This is a genomic window from Chromatiaceae bacterium, assembly GCA_016714645.1.
In the GTDB taxonomy this organism is placed as follows: domain Bacteria; phylum Pseudomonadota; class Gammaproteobacteria; order Chromatiales; family Chromatiaceae; genus M0108.
Genome location: JADKCI010000004.1, coordinates 316,832 through 331,314, shown reverse-complemented (window position 1 = coordinate 331,314; position 14,483 = coordinate 316,832). Strand labels below are relative to the sequence as shown.

The following is a 14,483-nucleotide window of genomic DNA, read 5'->3' as shown; positions in this document are numbered from 1 at the left end:
GCGAGGCAGCAACCTGTTACGGAAGATGGTCTTAGGGAACGTTTTCCGAGCCAGTCTCCCCGTCGGGAACATCAACCACTTCTGGCACATCAACCACGTTTGGAACATCGCCTAGATCGTCGTTAAGGAGGGTGCCCTTGCCTTGACCATCGAACAGGGTGGCGCCCTTGGCCGCGCTCAGGTTGACGAAGAGGGTCTCGTTGGCCTCCGGGATGGTGTCGCCGCTGACGTTAACGGTCACTTGTTTGCTGGTCTGGCCCGGACTGAAGGTCAAGAGGGTGGCCGGGAGGGCGGTATAGTCACTGCCCGCCTTGGCGGTGCCATTGGCGGTAGCGTACTTGACCTTGACCGTGCCGGTACTGGCCGGGCTGAGGGTGATGGTGAAGGTATAGGCCGTAGTGCCGCTGTTGCCCTCGGCCTGGCTGACGTCGTTGATCTTGAGTACCGGCCCCTCGTCGTTGAGGAGGGTGCCGAGTCCCTGGCCATCGAACAGGGTGGCGCCCTTGGCCGCGCTCAGGTTGACGTAGAAGGTCTCGTTAGCCTCCAGGGTGGTGTCGCCGGTGATGTTGACGGTCACCTGCTTGCTGGTCTGGCCCGGACTGAAGGTCAAGAGGGTCGCCGGGATGGCGGCATAGTCACTTCCCGCCGTGGCGGTGCCATTGGCGGTGGCGTACTTGAGGGTGACGGTACCGGTGCTGGCCGGAGACAAGGTGATGGTGAAGGTATAGGCCGTGGTGCCGCTGTTGCCCTCGGCCTTGCTGACATTGTTGATCTTGAGTACGGGTCCCTCGTCGTTGAGGAGGGTGCCCTTGCCTTGGCCATCGAACAGGGTGGCGCCGCTGGGGGCGCTCAGGTTAACGAAGAAGGTCTCGTTGGCCTCCGGGATGGTGTCACCGGTCACCTTGACGGTCACCTGCTGGCTGGTCTGGCCCGGATTGAAGGTCAAGAGGGTGGCCGGGATGGCGGTATAGTCACTGCCCGCCGTGGCGGTGCCATTGGCGGTGGCGTACTTGAGGGTGACGGTACCGGTGCTGGCCGGAGACAAGGTGACGGTGAAGGTATAGGCCGTGGTGCCGCTGTTGCCCTCGGCCTTGCTGACGTCGTTGATCTTGAGGGTGGGGAGGCTGAAGGTGGCGGTGCAGGTCAGGTCCGTGGCCGGCATGGTGAAACTGGCGGCGCAGGGGCTGGGGCCCCAGCCGGCGAAGGTGCTGCCCACCGCCGGGGTGGCGGTGAGGGTAACGGGGTCACCCGCCGCATAGCTGCCACCGCCGCCGACCGTGCCGCTACCCGTGCCGGCCATGGCCAGCGTCAGGGTCAAGTTCGCTGCCGCCTGAACGACGTGGCTGGTGCGGTTGCCCGCGGCGTCGTAGCTATACTCGATGACGGTGCCATCGCCATCCACGGCGCCGATCAGGCGGTCGAGGGCGTCGTAGCGGTAGGTGGCATCGCCAGCCAGGGCGGGGAAGGCCGCCAGCAGGATCGCGCAGAGTGTGACCAGACGGGTCCAGAAGGGGGCGCGGTTAATATGCATGGTGGTTATGTCCTTCGTTGCTCGCCCGGATCAATGGCCCGGAATCTAAAGAGGCGGCTGCGCCGAGGTCCGCCCGTAGGCGCGGCCGTGGGCGCGGGCTTGCCGGCGCTGCGATCTCGCGGCGGGCACAGCGCGGGCAAGCCCGCTCCTACGGAGCTGAACCACATAAGCCAGCCACACGTAATATCACGGCCCGAACGTGCACTCCTCCCAATCCGGTCTTGCATCGCATTGGCTAATTCGCCAAGTGACACCACCCGAAGTAGTCGGTTGCGCACCTTTTTTCTGCTCTTGAATATCTTTGATAACAGGAGTCCAGTTTTCGACAATCTCCGGGGTTTCCGCAAGTATCGTGGTAACGATTCCAAATATACTCATCATTTGACCAACCACAGCTCCGCCGACAGGACTGATTGCTTCTAGCCCACTGACCGCGTAATCGGTCACAAACTCTAGCGGTAACTCCTTGAGCCATAGTTCCTTTAGTCTGCCATTCAACCAATGGTCTTTTTCATTATTATGATTCCTTGCCCCCAAAGCTATTTCGGTTCTGTTAGCCAAGTATCCAGAGTGCAATTCATCGCTCGGCCCATAGACATTACTCGCGCCACTCCCTTCTTTCGCCGACAACCCACTCACATCCACGAACCGCACCGGATTATTCAGCGCATAGGCATAGTGATTGAGCGTCTGGCCGGATTCGGGCTTACCGCTCACCGGGTCCTTGCTCAGGAACCGCCCAGTGGCCGGGTGGTAATAGCGCGCACGGACAAAGTTGAGACCGTTACCCTCCTGCTGGACACCAAACTGCCCCAGGAAGCGGAAGGGGTTGGGGGTGCTGCCCTGTTGGGCGAGCGGCTCGCCAAAGGGGCTGTAGGCATAGGCGTCGGTGAGCAGCCCACCGGCATCGCTGAGGGCCACTGTGTTGCCGTTGGCGTCGTAGTGGTAGTAACGGGCGTCGCCGCTGGGGCTGATCCGGGCGATCAGGCCGAGGCCATGGATATAGTAAGCCACCGCGCTGCCGGCGCTGTCCCGCTCCATCAGGACCTGGCTGAGCGGGGTGGCGAGGTCGAGGACATAGCGGGTGATGACACCGCTGCGCGTGGCCGCGAGCCGATGCCCTTGCCCGTCATAGGCGTAGTGCTGGGCGTTGGCGACGATCAGGCGATTGTCCCCGTCGTATTGGTAGCTGCCGCCGGGTTGGCTGAGCAGGTTGCCGTTGTCGTCGTGACTGACCGGGCTGCCGCCGAGGTTGGTCAGGCGGTCGGCATCGTCGTAAACGGCGAGGGTGTTCTGCGAGACATAGCCGGGGGCCACGGGGTCCTGGCGAGCGATGGCGGTGCGGTTACCGACGGCGTCCAGGGTGAGGTCGTAGCGGGCGATGACGCTGGTGTCGGTGCGCCCGTCGAGGGTGCTGGCCAGACGGCTGGCGGCGTCGTAGTCGAACAGGGCCTCGGTGCCGGCACCGTCGTTGTAGCGGCCGGTCAGGTTCCCGACGGCGTCGTAGCCGTACTGGGTGGTGTTGCCGAGCCAGTCGGTGACGCTGGCGAGCCGGTTGAGGGCGTCGTAGTCGTAGCCGACCCTCTTGTTGTCGGGGTAGATCAGCAACCTGCGGTTGCCGGCGGCGTCGTAGTCGTGGCCAATGGTGTTGCCGAAGGGGTCGGTATGCCCGGTCAGCCGGTTGCGGGCGTCGTAGCGGTAGAGGGTGGTACCGAGGGGATCGACCATCTGGGTCAGATTGCCGTTGGCATCCTGGCTGAAGGCGACCGTCGTGGCGTCGGCGTAGTGGATGCTGGCCAATCGGTTGACGACATCGTAGCCGTACTGGGTGACCTGCCCCTTGGCATCGGTGCGCCGGGTCGGGTTGCCGACGGCGTCGTACTGCCAGGCCGTGACCTGGTTGAGGGCGTTGGTCTCGCTGAGGCGCCGGTCGGCGGCATCGTAGGCGTAGCCGGTGCTTTGGCCATTGGGGTTCGTGACGCTCAGCCGATTGCCGACGGCGTCATAGGCGGCGTAGCTACTGTTGCCGGCGGGGTCGGTGACCTGCACCAGCCGGCCGAGGGCGTCATAGTCATAAGCCGTGATGCGGCCTTGGGCATCGGTCATGGCCATCCGCCGGCCGAGGGCGTCGTATTGCCAGGCGGTGGCGTTGCCCAAGGGGTCGGTTACGCGGGTGAGGCGGTTGAGGGCGTCCCAATCCGAGGTGACGATTTGCCCGAGCGGGTCGGTCTGGCTCAACCGGTTGCCGTTGGCATCGTAGCTGTAACTGGTGACCTGATTGAGGGCGTCGGTGACCGCAATGAGCCGGTGGCCGGCGTCATAGCCGAACTCGGTCAGGTTGCCGAGCGGGTCGGTCTGGGTGAGCCGCTGGTCGGCGGCGTCATAGCTGGAGGCGGTGACCGCGCCGGTTGGGTCGGTCACGCTCAGCACCTGGTCGTTGGCATCAAAGACGGTGACGCTGGTCTGCCCCTTGGCGTCGGTGATCTGGGTACGGTTGCCGTCGGGGTCGTAAACCAAGGCGACGGTGTGGCCGAGGGCATCGGTGGTGGTCAGCAGCCGGTCATTACCATCGTAGGCGAGGGTCGTGGCGTGGCCGTTGGCGTCGGTGACACCGATCGGGCGGCCGGCGGCGTCGTAGGCGGTGTGGGTGGTCTGGCCGAGGGGGTTGGTGATGGCGGTGCGGTTGCCCTGGGCGTCATAGGCGTACATGGTCGTGTGGCTGTTGCCGTCGGTGCGGCTCAGGCGCTGGCCCTGGGCGTCGTAGCCGTAGCTCGTGGTCTGGCCGAGGGGGTCGGTCTCGGTCAAGAGGTTGCCGGCGGCGTCGTAGCCGTAGCTAGTGACCTGGCCCAGGGCGTCAGTGCGGGTCAAGGGATTATCGCCAACGTCGTAGGTCAGGGTGGTAACGCCGCCGAGGGCGTCGGTCTGGGTCAGGACATTGCCCCGGGCGTCATAGCTGTAGGCAGTGACCTGGCCGTTGCGGTCGGTGACCTGGATGCGGTTGTTGCTGGCGTCGTAGCCGTATTGGATGCTATGGCCGAGGGGATCGATCTCGGCGAGCAGCCGGCGCTGGCTGTCGTGGCGGTGGATCGTCGCCTCGCCGAGCGGATTGGTAATCGTCGTGTCACCGGGATTGGGGCTGTCCCAGGCGAAGGTGGTGACGAGGCCGCGCCCGTTGGTCTGGGCGACCACGCGCCCGGCGCCGTCATAGACGTTGTCGATCAGAATCTGGCCACGCCGGTTGGTGATGCGGATCAGGCGGCGGTCGCCGTTGTAGCTGTAGCGCATGATGCCGCCGGCAGGGTCGGTGTCGGCGACCAGGTCGCCGTTGACATCGTAGGCGTACTGGACGGTGCGCCCCAGGGGGCCGCTCAGTTGCAGCAGGCGGCCGTTGGCGTCGTAGCTCAGGGTTACCACCCGGCCGGCGGTGTCGGTGATGCCGGTCAGATGGCCGGCGCCGTCGTAGGCGAAGGTCAGGGCATTGCCGTTGCGGTCGCTGAGCTGGGTCAGGTAGCCGTTGGTGAAGGCGTGGCGGGTCTGGTCCTTGGCGGTGAGCAGGAAGCTTGTAGCCGATTGTTTGTCCAGGCGGTCATGGACGCCGGGATAGCGGGAGCTGTAGGTACCATCGAGGTTGCGGTCATAGAAGGTCTCGTGGCCGTCACCGTGGCGGATGATGACTGAACCGTCCGCGTTCTCGGTCAGGTGGACCTGATAGCTGTGGGTCCAGCCGCGGCCGAAGGGACCGACGGTGGCGTCTTGGGTATTGTAGGTGCGGGTGAAGGCGAGACCCAGACCGCGCCCCGGTAGGGTCAGGTCGGGGTGTTGGTAGTAATAGTTGCCGGTGGCAGTGTTGACCGGTTCGGCGGCAGAGCCGGTGGGGTTCGAGGGGCCGCCGCTGGGGCCGAGAAGTGCGGTAGGTGGCGGCGAAGCCTGTCCGCCACGCACCAATCGAACCGGATTGCCGTCGCTCTTGTAGAAGCCGTACCCGCAAGTGCCGGAGTCGAAATACACGATCCAGGCATAGATGTCGAGGTACGCGACGGGCGAGGAAGACCAATACCAACTGGACAACGTATTCGGGAACCAGGCGCTGTCAATGGCAGGGCTGTAACCGCTGTAATCGACGATAGAGAGCAATTCCTCTACAGTCGGTAGGCGCCAGTCGCTGGCGCCGCACAGACCCGCCTGGTTCACGTCGGCGGCGAACTTGGCGGTGTCGCAGCGGGTAGTGTCATAGCAATTATTGCCGCGGTCTGGATAACCCGCAGACCCGCCATTGGCCGCCGGGTCCGGGTTGTACCAGGAATAGCTCCAGTCCTTGTCCCGCAGGCCGCCGTCATCGGTCTTGACCTCCCAAATCAGACCGGTAATGTTGTCGCGCACACAGGACCAGTCACTCGCACCGGCCAATAGGGCGCCACCATTGGCGTCGAGCTTGGTGAAGGCGAAGCCAGCGTGGCCGTCGGCGTCGTGGTCCTGAGTGGCGTCGCGGCCCTCCTCAGCATCCTGCCAGGGGTAGCCGGCCACCGGACAGGCCAGGTAATTGGTATTGACGTTGGCGCACCAGTCGATGCCGGTGTCGTTGAGCGGCCAGGTGGGCACCGTCGCCGCAGGTGCCGTGCCCGCCCAAAGGCAGGAAAGCAGGGCGACGCCAGCGCCCCAGAAACGTAAACGGGGGCTGGAAACCGCCGCTCGATCTGAAATTCGCCTCTCTGCGTTCACCACCTGCCCTCGCTCTGACTGCGACATTGCCGCAAACCAAGGGATCGCCAAAAAGCAAATCACTGTCCACCTCGCACCAACCGAACCCGGCCGAAGTAGGAATTAATCTTGTAGTTGTACGATACACCGCCCCCGACGAAATCCACCAACCAGGCAAGCTCAGGGTAGGCCACATAGGGCGAGGAAGACCAAAAGTACGACGACGGTGTGTTCGGGAAGACTGCCAGGTCGACGGCAGGGTCATAACAGGCATGTTCGACGATGGACGCCAGCTCCCTGATGTTGGGCAGTCGCCAGTCGCTCTTGCCCGCGTAGCTCGCCCCCTCGGCAAGCTGCAGGGCCCCCTGCCAGATGTGGATGGTGTAATAGCCGGTGCAGGTCCCGCCGGACCAGGTCTGGCCCTCGCTGCACCGCTTCCACTGGAGCCCTGTGGCCTTGTCCGTCACAGTCCCGTCGCCGTTGTCGGTGAAGCGGCTGCCCGGGGCGGTGGCGGGGATGCTGTCGTACTTGCAGGTCTGGACCGCCGCCGCGCCAGTGGCGCCGAGCGCCAGGCAGAGCCCAAGCCCCGCGACCCAGGGGCGCGGGCGAAGGTTGGCAGTTCTCATGGTGGCCCCCCATTGGCTGTTTCTCTGGTCATGGTTATTACACCCAGCCGACCCTCCCGTCAACGGGGTATTGCGGTCGGGATTGGGTCGCGGAGGGCTACAAGGGTGCATCGCGTCGGGGCGCCGCACCCGCGGCCAACGCGACGCGCCGAAGCGCCCGACCCGAGCGGAGGTTTGGCGTCAGCAACCCACCTGTACCTAGATCGCGCGGCCAAGGGCGGCAGGATCCCCGATCAGGGCCGCTCCCTCGCCAATCCGCTAAGCGACCTGCAACGGCTTGATGCGGCGTAGGCTCTCGCCGAGCGATTGGCTGGCATCCCACAGATCCACGGCCCGCTGAACGTTGAGCCAGAACTCCGCCGAATTGCCAAAGAGTTGGGCCAGTCGGAGCGCCATCTCCGGGCTCAGTGCCCGACGCCCCCTTAGCAATTCGTTAACGGTCTGGCGGGAAACACCCAGCGCGTCGGCAAGCGCCGCCACAGTGAGGCCAAAATCGGGGAGAAAGTCCTCGCGCAACATCTCGCCCGGGTGCGTGGGTCGCCGCTTCATCTCACCCCTATTCGGAACACTCATGGCAAATCTCGTCAGTGGTAGTCCGTGATCTCGACCTCGTGGGCATCGCCATTGGCGAACCTGAAACAGATACGCCATTGGTCGTTCACCGCGATCGCATGTTGGCCGTCGCGCTCGCGCGTCAAGTGCCCCGTTGTTGGCACCCTCGGCGAGAGCTACGATCCGAGGCGAGACGCATCGACTCGCCGTAGTGCGCCACCAGGATCAAGCAGGGGAGCGGTGCAATGCCCCCTTTCCGACGCCTGCCGCCTGGGCACAAGCAGCGTGCCCACCCTACCCGACCGTGCCAGTAACCTGCCAGCGTGCCTCAATGGTGTCCGCGGACAAATCGGCGCCACATGCCCATTCGACAAAATAGCCGCCATTGACAACCTTCAACAATTCGCCGGGGTCTCGAAGGTCCTCAAACGCCTCATAGCCCAGATAGGGGCCGACATCGAAACTGCCCATGCGACCATCGCCTGCGACGATGGACAACACCCCATTCGGTTGGGGACGGACCTCCGCAATCCTCATGGGTCAAGCCCCTTGATTGGAAATGGTTTCTTGCCATTTGCCGCAAAATTCCAGTCAGCAGGCAAATCTTCTTGATGAGAACTAAAGGGGGACAGACCAGGTTTTAGATTTCGCTAGCTCGTCATACATCCAAGCCGGGTCGAGATCGGCGCCATTTGGCCAGGTCACCACCCCAAGCTCAAGACGAGCCTGCGCAAAGAAGGCGGCATCCTTCAAGGCGCAAAAAATTCCGCATGCAGGTGCCTTCAATACCGACGAGAGGTCGGCGACCCCATAAGTTCCATCCTGAAACGTGACCGCCAGGCGGTGACCCGGTAGCACGGTTAGCGCCTTAATCCGCCAGGGAGCACCCGGCGTTATTCCAGCGGTTCGATCCGTTTCGGCAGTTGCTTCGATTGGCATAAATTCCAATCCTCCATCAATTCTTCACGGTGAGCGGAGGCCCATTCGATCGTAAGGCTTAGGGCACGCCTGGGAAGGCTACCCTGGATGACCGCCAACGTCTGAATGTCGATCAGCGCCTCGTGCTCGCCATACAGCGCGTGGAAATGCGCAGGCGCATGCTCCCGCCAGAACATCTGGATGACGATCCCAAAGAATTGGCTGATCGTAGGCATCAAGCATCTCGTCTCATGATCGCAACCGCATCAAGCCGCCCACACTTCCTTCTGGTGGCGCACAGCGAGAATCGTGACCGCATCCGCGTCGATGCGGTAGCGTGTCACATAGCCGCTGTCGCCGAAGTCGAGGATCCACTCCCGGAACTCGTCGGGCATGTCCTCAAGGGGACGGCCGATACCGGCTTGATATCCAAGAACTTTCACCCCTTGCCGCAGAGTTTGGATGGCGCGCCTGGCCGCGTCCATGTTCTTGACGGCCAGGAAGCGATAGAGGCGCTGCACATCGACCAGCGCCGGTTGTGACCAGATCAGGCGTGACATTCTGGCGGCTCGATGTCCTTGCCTTGTTCGAGTTGGGCCAACCAGGCATCGGCTTCGTCGGCGGTCACATGCAGTCCAGTGGTGCGGTACTCTTCCCACGCCTTGAGCGTGTCTTGGCGGAAAGCCTCGCGCTTTTCCTCGCGCTCGACGTACTGGGTGATCGCTTCGCGCATCAGCCAGTGAGGGGTGCGATGGCGAACATCGGCCAAGCGCTTCACGCGGGCCCTGGTGTCATCGTCAATCTTGATCGCAACCGGGCGAATGGCAGTAGCAGTCATGACAGCCTCCGATAAAGTATCTCAAGGTATTACCTTACAATACTTAGTTTGCTGCTGCCACACCGCTGCGGTCGTAAATCTCGGCGAGCCCCAGCTCCAGCCGCACCGGGCCACAGGAGAGGGTCAGGGTGTCCCCCTCGCCCAGGGTCTGCTCCAGCCAGTCAGCCCCCGCCCGGGTGCGCAGGCGCACCTGGCGGGACTCGGAGTCGATGAGCAGATAATGGCGCAGGGTGGGGATATCCCGGTAATGGTGCCACTTCTCCCGCTCATCGATGCCGGCGGTGGAGAGTGAGAGGACCTCGACGATGAGGCAGGGGCGAGTGCGATAGAGGGGCTGGTCGTCGCCGGGCTCGCAGGCCAACAGGACATCCGGATAATAAAAGGCCCGGTGGGCCGCGACCCTGACCTTCATGTCCGCCATGAAGACCTCGCAGGGGGTGCCACGGGTGGCGGCATCGAGTCGGGTTGCCACATTCAGGGAAATGCGGTTATGCCGCGCCGTCGCCCCGGCCATGGCATAGACCTCCCCGGCGACGAATTCCCGTTTGACGGGGGAATGGCTCTCGCTGGCCAGATACTCGCCCTCGTCGTACCGATGCTTCCTCATGGCCTGGCCCATGATGACCTCCGGCCGCGCGCGCGGCAGTAACCTTTATCGCCCTTGATCCTAGCGGTTGGGCCGGGTCCATGACAAGGCATTGCCAAACCCGCCCAGGAAATCCCTCCCGATGGCACGCTGTTCGATGCGGCCCGAAGCCTGTCTCGGTTGATCTCTAGTGTCGTCAGTGACACTATTAGTCGCAATGGGCACACACGAAAAACTTCTCGCGCGGATGCGCAACAACCCGCGCGACTGGCGAATCGACGACCTCAAAGCTGTCGCCGATCGCGTTCCAATCATGAGTGAAATCAGTGTTCCGCACGTCGAGCCGCCGTATCCATTCGAGGCCTATGCGCATGTGGTCGAGCCGTTGTCCGAGGCGGATGGTGGGGGCTATCTGATTACGTTCCCCGACCTTCCCGGCTGCATGTCCGATGGCGAAAGCGAAGCCGAAGCGCTGGTCAATGCGCGTGACGCCTTCTCGGCGTGGATCTCGGCGCGTGCGCACGCGGGCAAGCCCATTCCGAAGCCGACAAGACATGGAGAATCCGCCGAGCCGGTCCGCCTGATGCAGAGATTGCCGCGCAGTCTGCACGCCAGCCTGGTAGCGCGAGCCAAGGCCGAGGGTACGTCCCTAAACACCTTGGTGACCATGTTGCTGGCCGAGGGATTGGGAAGACGGGAGCCAAGCTCAAGGGGGAGGACCGCGACGATGAGGCAGGGGCTAGTGCGATAGAGGGGCTGATGCCGTCGCCCTTCCGGCTTGCCCGCAAGCCCCGGCCGGCCCACAATCCCCTTAATTCGCACACGAGGTCAACGCCACCATGCCATGGGAAACCGTCATCGGGCTGGAGATTCACACCCAGCTCGCCACCCAGTCCAAGATCTTCTCCGGGGCGCCCACGACCTTTGGCGCCGCCCCCAACAGCCAGGCCTGCGCCATCGACCTCGGCCTGCCCGGTGTGCTGCCCGTCCTCAACGCCGAGGCGGTCCGCCTGGCGGTGCGTTTCGGCAAGGCCATCGAGGCCGAGATCGCCGAACGATCGGTCTTCGCGCGTAAGAACTACTTTTACCCGGACCTGCCCAAGGGCTACCAGATCAGCCAGTATGAGCACCCGGTGGTGGGCCGCGGCCAGGTCCAGATTCAGCTCGATGACTGCACCCTGAAGGAGATCGGCGTTACCCGCGCCCATCTGGAGGAGGACGCCGGCAAGTCCCTGCACGAGGACTTTCATGGCCTCACCGGCATCGATCTGAACCGCGCTGGCACGCCCCTGCTGGAGATCGTCTCCGAGCCCGACATGCGCTCGCCGGAGGAGGCGGTGGCCTATGCCCGCAAGATCCATCAAATCGTGCGTTGGATCGGCATCAGCGACGGCAACATGCAGGAGGGCTCCTTCCGCATGGATGCCAACATCTCCCTCCGCCCCTTGGGCACGGACACCCTGGGCACCCGAGCCGAGATTAAGAACATCAACTCCTTCCGCTTTCTGGACCGGGCCCTGCGCTTCGAGATCGAGCGCCAGATGGAGGTCCTGGAAAGCGGCGGCCAGGTGGTCCAGGAGACCCGCCTCTACGACGCCGACAAGGACGAGACCCGTTCCATGCGCAGCAAGGAGGAGGCCAATGATTACCGTTACTTCCCGGACCCGGACCTGCTGCCCCTGGTGATCGACGCCCCGCTCCTGGCGGCGGCCACCCGCGACCTGCCGGAACTGCCCGACCCCATGCGCGCGCGCTTCCGCTCGGAATACGGGCTGGCGGACTACGACGCCAATTTGCTCACCGCCAGCCGCGCCCTGGCGAATTATTTCGAGGAGGTCGCCACCGCCAGCGGCGACGCCAAGCTGGCCGCCAACTGGATCGGTGGGGAAGTCTCCGCCGCCCTCAACAAGGCGGGGTTGGAGATTGGCGACTCGCCTGTCAGCGCGGCGGGACTCGCCGGCCTCATCGCCCGCATCCAGGACCAGACCCTCTCCAGCAAGATCGCCAAACAGGTCTTCGAGGCCATCTGGCACGGCGAGGGGGACGCCGACACCATCATCGCCGCCAGGGGCCTGCGACAGATCACGGATACGGGCGCCATTGAGTCCCTGATCGACGGCATCATCACCGCCAATCCCGCCCAGGTAGAGCAATACCGCGCCGGCAAGGACAAACTTTTCGGCTTCTTCGTCGGCCAGGTCATGAGGGCCAGTAAGGGCCAGGCCAATCCCGACCAGGTGAATGCGTTGTTGAAGGCCAAACTGGGGGGTTAGGCCGGAGGCGCCAGCCCCCTGGGATTCTCAGATGCTGTTGCAAGAAATCCTGAATAAAGAAAAAAATAATTTAGATATTTTCAGGATTATCTCCGCCCTCATGGTCATTTATGGCCATGCCTACGCGATCTTGCCGTCCACCGGGTCAGGGGACGTGCTTAAGGGATTACTGGGGTTTGACTATTCCGGCTCCCTCGCCGTGAAAATATTTTTCTTTTTGAGCGGACTGGTGGTAACCAACAGCCTGCTTACCAAAAGGAGCCTCATCCCGTTTTTAATAGCAAGATTTTTTAGAATATGGCCGGCCCTGGCCTTCACCCTCCTGGTGTCCGCCTTCCTGCTCGGACCCCTCTTGTCGGAGCAATCCCCCGCCGAGTATTTTTCGAACAAAAAGGTTTTGGCGTATTTTTACAAGGGATTGTCAATGAACATCAAATATGAATTGCCTGGGGTTTTCGAGAATAACGCCTTCCGGGCCGTCAACGGCTCGCTGTGGTCCATTCCCCACGAGGTATTTGCTTATTTGACACTTGCCTCGTTCTTTATACTGGGGTTACTGAATTCACGGATCAGATTACTGACAATACCCATTTTTATTTTAATACTCATTGATCCATTACTTGAAAATCCGGTCATTTTCACCTGGCTACCAGCCAATCCGGAGATCAGGCTTCTGGCACCCTGCTTTGCCTTCGGCGCTCTGCTGGCTATCTGGAAAGACAAGGTGGATATCGGCTGGATGCCCTGCCTGGCGGCCTGGATAGCCTTTTTATTGCTCAAGCAATCCTGCTGTAATTTTTATCTTTTCTATCTCGCCCTGTTCATGTCGATCATTCAGTTGTCAAGCCACGATATTCTCGTTCGCCTCAAGCCGACCGCGGACATTTCCTATGGAATTTATCTATGGGGATGGCCCGTTCAGCAGATACTGGTCTTATTCTTTGTTGATTACGGCATCCGCTTCAACCAGATATCGGCTATTTTTATTTCGGTCGTGATGGGATTTCTTTCCTGGTACCTCATCGAGAGACGGAGCATTGAGTATGGCTCCCACCTGGCGAGGAAGATCCCCTCGCGCTGGCCCGCTTCCTCATCGGCCGCCTGAGCACCAGCCCGCGCACCCATACCGCCGCCAACCCGAGGCCGCGAATCTGTTAATCTGCCAGGCCCAACATCCAAGCCATCCCCAGTCCATCGCCACGCCCAGCGCCGAGCCAGGGCAAGGCCACCGCCGAGAAACAGACAACATGACCAGCCTTGCCTCCCTGCGCCTCAACAAAGACCAGGATCGCCGCCTGCTCGCCGGCCACTGCTGGATTTACAGCAACGAGGTCGATACCCAGGCGACGCCGCTCAAGGGCTTCGAGCCCGGCCAGGCGGTCCAGATACTCAGCCACGGCGGCCATCCCCTCGGCCACGGCTACGTCAACCCCCACTCCCTGATCTGCGCCCGCCTGGTCACCCATGACCCCCGCCGGCCCCTGGGCCCGGCCCTGTGGGAGCAGCGGATCAGCCAGGCCCTGGCACTGCGCGAGCAACTCTACGACCAGCCCTTCTACCGGCTCGTCTTTGGCGAAAGTGATGGTCTCCCCGGCCTGGTGGTGGACCGCTACGGCGACCTGCTGGTGGTCCAGATCACCACCGCCGGCATGGAACGGGCGCGCCCCGAGATCCTGGCGGCCCTGGAGGAGGTGGTGGGCCCCACCAGCATCCTGCTGCGCAACGACACCTCCGTGCGCGAACTGGAGGGCTTACCCCTGGCCAACGAGGTGGTACTGGGCGCGCCGCCGGCCGACATCGAGGTCCCGGAGCACGGCAACCGCTTCCTGGTCTCGCCGCTGACGGGCCAAAAGACCGGCTGGTTCTACGACCAGGCGGAGAATCGCGACCGCCTGGCGCGCTTTTGCCAGCCCCGGCGCGCCCTGGATGTCTGCAGTTATATCGGCGCCTGGGGGCTGCGGGCGGCCAGCCTCGGCGCCGAGGAGGTCGTCTGCGTCGATAGCTCGGCGACGGCTCTGGAGCGGGTGGGCGAGAATGCGGAGCGCAATGGTCTGCTGGACCAGATCACGGGCGTCCAGGGCGATGCCTTCGAGGTGCTGCGCCTGCTCAAGGACCAGGGCGAGCGCTTCGACCTGGTCATGCTCGATCCGCCGGCCTTCATCAAGCGCCGCAAGGACGAGCGCGAGGGCCTCCAGGCCTATCAGCGCCTCAATCGCCTCGGCCTGGAGGTGCTGGAACCCGGCGGCCTGCTGGTGACCTCCTCCTGCTCCTTCCACCTGGGCCGCGACGAGTTTCTGCGCACCATCCAGCAGGGCGCCCGCCGCGCCAATATCGGTCTGCAACTGCTGGAGTCCGGCGGCCAGGGACCGGACCACCCCATCCACCCGGCCATCCCCGAAACCGCCTATCTCAAGACCTGCTTCCTGCGGGCGGTGCCGGGGTTCTGAACCCCGGGGTCCAG

General features: G+C 63.1%; 15 protein-coding genes. 4 read left to right on the top strand and 11 right to left on the bottom strand.

Translation table 11 applies throughout. The annotated features are described in order from the left end of the window. Positions 1-31: 31 nt before the first annotated feature. The 11 genes from IPN92_13380 to IPN92_13330 form a co-directional block, all read right to left on the bottom strand. Complete coding sequence (locus IPN92_13380) at positions 32-1,531, bottom strand: hypothetical protein (GenBank protein MBK8639210.1); 1,500 nt, start codon at positions 1,529-1,531, stop codon at positions 32-34. 186 nt (positions 1,532-1,717) lie between these two features. Continuing rightward, a complete protein-coding gene (locus IPN92_13375) occupies positions 1,718-6,130 on the bottom strand; it encodes a DUF1566 domain-containing protein (GenBank protein ID MBK8639209.1) in 4,413 nt (1,470 codons plus the stop codon). A 179-nt stretch (positions 6,131-6,309) separates the two neighbouring features. After that, a complete protein-coding gene (locus IPN92_13370) occupies positions 6,310-6,855 on the bottom strand; it encodes a DUF1566 domain-containing protein (GenBank protein MBK8639208.1) in 546 nt (181 codons plus the stop codon). Positions 6,856-7,113: 258 nt separating this feature from the next. Continuing rightward, positions 7,114-7,428, bottom strand: a complete 315-nt coding sequence (locus IPN92_13365; GenBank protein ID MBK8639207.1) for a HigA family addiction module antidote protein — start codon at positions 7,426-7,428, stop codon at positions 7,114-7,116. Positions 7,429-7,439: 11 nt separating this feature from the next. Next, on the bottom strand, positions 7,440-7,571 hold the full coding sequence (locus tag IPN92_13360) for a type II toxin-antitoxin system RelE/ParE family toxin (GenBank protein ID MBK8639206.1): 132 nt from the start codon (positions 7,569-7,571) through the stop codon (positions 7,440-7,442). A 130-nt stretch (positions 7,572-7,701) separates the two neighbouring features. Further along, on the bottom strand, positions 7,702-7,944 hold the full coding sequence (locus tag IPN92_13355; protein ID MBK8639205.1) for a DUF2442 domain-containing protein: 243 nt from the start codon (positions 7,942-7,944) through the stop codon (positions 7,702-7,704). An 81-nt stretch (positions 7,945-8,025) separates the two neighbouring features. Beyond that, positions 8,026-8,304 (bottom strand): DUF2442 domain-containing protein, encoded by a 279-nt coding sequence (locus IPN92_13350; protein ID MBK8639204.1) that lies wholly within the window; start codon positions 8,302-8,304, stop codon positions 8,026-8,028. Continuing rightward, complete coding sequence (locus IPN92_13345; GenBank protein ID MBK8639203.1) at positions 8,301-8,561, bottom strand: DUF4160 domain-containing protein; 261 nt, start codon at positions 8,559-8,561, stop codon at positions 8,301-8,303. The genes IPN92_13350 and IPN92_13345 overlap by 4 nt, the downstream gene beginning before the upstream one ends. Positions 8,562-8,591: 30 nt before the next feature. Next, the gene (locus tag IPN92_13340) at positions 8,592-8,885 is read right to left on the bottom strand and encodes a type II toxin-antitoxin system RelE/ParE family toxin (protein ID MBK8639202.1); all 294 of its coding nucleotides are present in this window, start codon (positions 8,883-8,885) and stop codon (positions 8,592-8,594) included. After that, on the bottom strand, positions 8,873-9,163 hold the full coding sequence (locus IPN92_13335; GenBank protein ID MBK8639201.1) for a ribbon-helix-helix protein, CopG family: 291 nt from the start codon (positions 9,161-9,163) through the stop codon (positions 8,873-8,875). The genes IPN92_13340 and IPN92_13335 overlap by 13 nt, the downstream gene beginning before the upstream one ends. A gap of 43 nt (positions 9,164-9,206) precedes the next feature. Further along, positions 9,207-9,782: a Uma2 family endonuclease gene (locus IPN92_13330; protein ID MBK8639200.1), complete on the bottom strand. Its 576-nt coding sequence runs from the start codon at positions 9,780-9,782 to the stop codon at positions 9,207-9,209. Between the two features lie 280 nt (positions 9,783-10,062). Here IPN92_13330 and IPN92_13325 point away from each other — a divergent pair, with 280 nt between their 5' ends. The 4 genes from IPN92_13325 to IPN92_13310 all read left to right on the top strand — a co-directional run bounded on the left by IPN92_13325 (position 10,063) and on the right by IPN92_13310 (position 14,469). After that, positions 10,063-10,500 carry a type II toxin-antitoxin system HicB family antitoxin gene (locus tag IPN92_13325; GenBank protein ID MBK8639199.1) on the top strand — a complete coding sequence of 146 codons (438 nt, stop codon included), beginning with the start codon at positions 10,063-10,065 and terminating at the stop codon, positions 10,498-10,500. An 88-nt stretch (positions 10,501-10,588) separates the two neighbouring features. Beyond that, a complete protein-coding gene (gatB, locus tag IPN92_13320) occupies positions 10,589-12,022 on the top strand; it encodes an Asp-tRNA(Asn)/Glu-tRNA(Gln) amidotransferase subunit GatB (protein ID MBK8639198.1) in 1,434 nt (477 codons plus the stop codon). Between the two features lie 31 nt (positions 12,023-12,053). Continuing rightward, positions 12,054-13,127: an acyltransferase gene (locus IPN92_13315; GenBank protein ID MBK8639197.1), complete on the top strand. Its 1,074-nt coding sequence runs from the start codon at positions 12,054-12,056 to the stop codon at positions 13,125-13,127. A gap of 142 nt (positions 13,128-13,269) precedes the next feature. Then, on the top strand, positions 13,270-14,469 hold the full coding sequence (locus tag IPN92_13310) for a class I SAM-dependent rRNA methyltransferase (GenBank protein ID MBK8639196.1): 1,200 nt from the start codon (positions 13,270-13,272) through the stop codon (positions 14,467-14,469). The last annotated feature ends 14 nt before the right edge of the window (positions 14,470-14,483 follow it).

Bases quoted from the DNA above. Each gene is read 5' to 3' on its own strand.
- IPN92_13330 (MBK8639200.1), bottom strand. From the start codon at position 9,782: ATGGGCCAGGCCATGAGGAAGCATCGGTACGACGAGGGCGAGTATCTG.
- IPN92_13355 (MBK8639205.1), bottom strand. From the start codon at position 7,944: ATGAGGATTGCGGAGGTCCGTCCCCAACCGAATGGGGTGTTGTCCATC.
- IPN92_13315 (MBK8639197.1), top strand. From the start codon at position 12,054: ATGCTGTTGCAAGAAATCCTGAATAAAGAAAAAAATAATTTAGATATT.
- IPN92_13325 (MBK8639199.1), top strand. From the start codon at position 10,063: ATGAGTGAAATCAGTGTTCCGCACGTCGAGCCGCCGTATCCATTCGAG.
- IPN92_13345 (MBK8639203.1), bottom strand. From the start codon at position 8,561: ATGCCTACGATCAGCCAATTCTTTGGGATCGTCATCCAGATGTTCTGG.
- gatB (MBK8639198.1), top strand. From the start codon at position 10,589: ATGCCATGGGAAACCGTCATCGGGCTGGAGATTCACACCCAGCTCGCC.
- IPN92_13335 (MBK8639201.1), bottom strand. From the start codon at position 9,163: ATGACTGCTACTGCCATTCGCCCGGTTGCGATCAAGATTGACGATGAC.
- IPN92_13370 (MBK8639208.1), bottom strand. From the start codon at position 6,855: ATGAGAACTGCCAACCTTCGCCCGCGCCCCTGGGTCGCGGGGCTTGGG.
- IPN92_13365 (MBK8639207.1), bottom strand. From the start codon at position 7,428: ATGAGTGTTCCGAATAGGGGTGAGATGAAGCGGCGACCCACGCACCCG.
- IPN92_13310 (MBK8639196.1), top strand. From the start codon at position 13,270: ATGACCAGCCTTGCCTCCCTGCGCCTCAACAAAGACCAGGATCGCCGC.
- IPN92_13340 (MBK8639202.1), bottom strand. From the start codon at position 8,885: ATGTCACGCCTGATCTGGTCACAACCGGCGCTGGTCGATGTGCAGCGC.
- IPN92_13380 (MBK8639210.1), bottom strand. From the start codon at position 1,531: ATGCATATTAACCGCGCCCCCTTCTGGACCCGTCTGGTCACACTCTGC.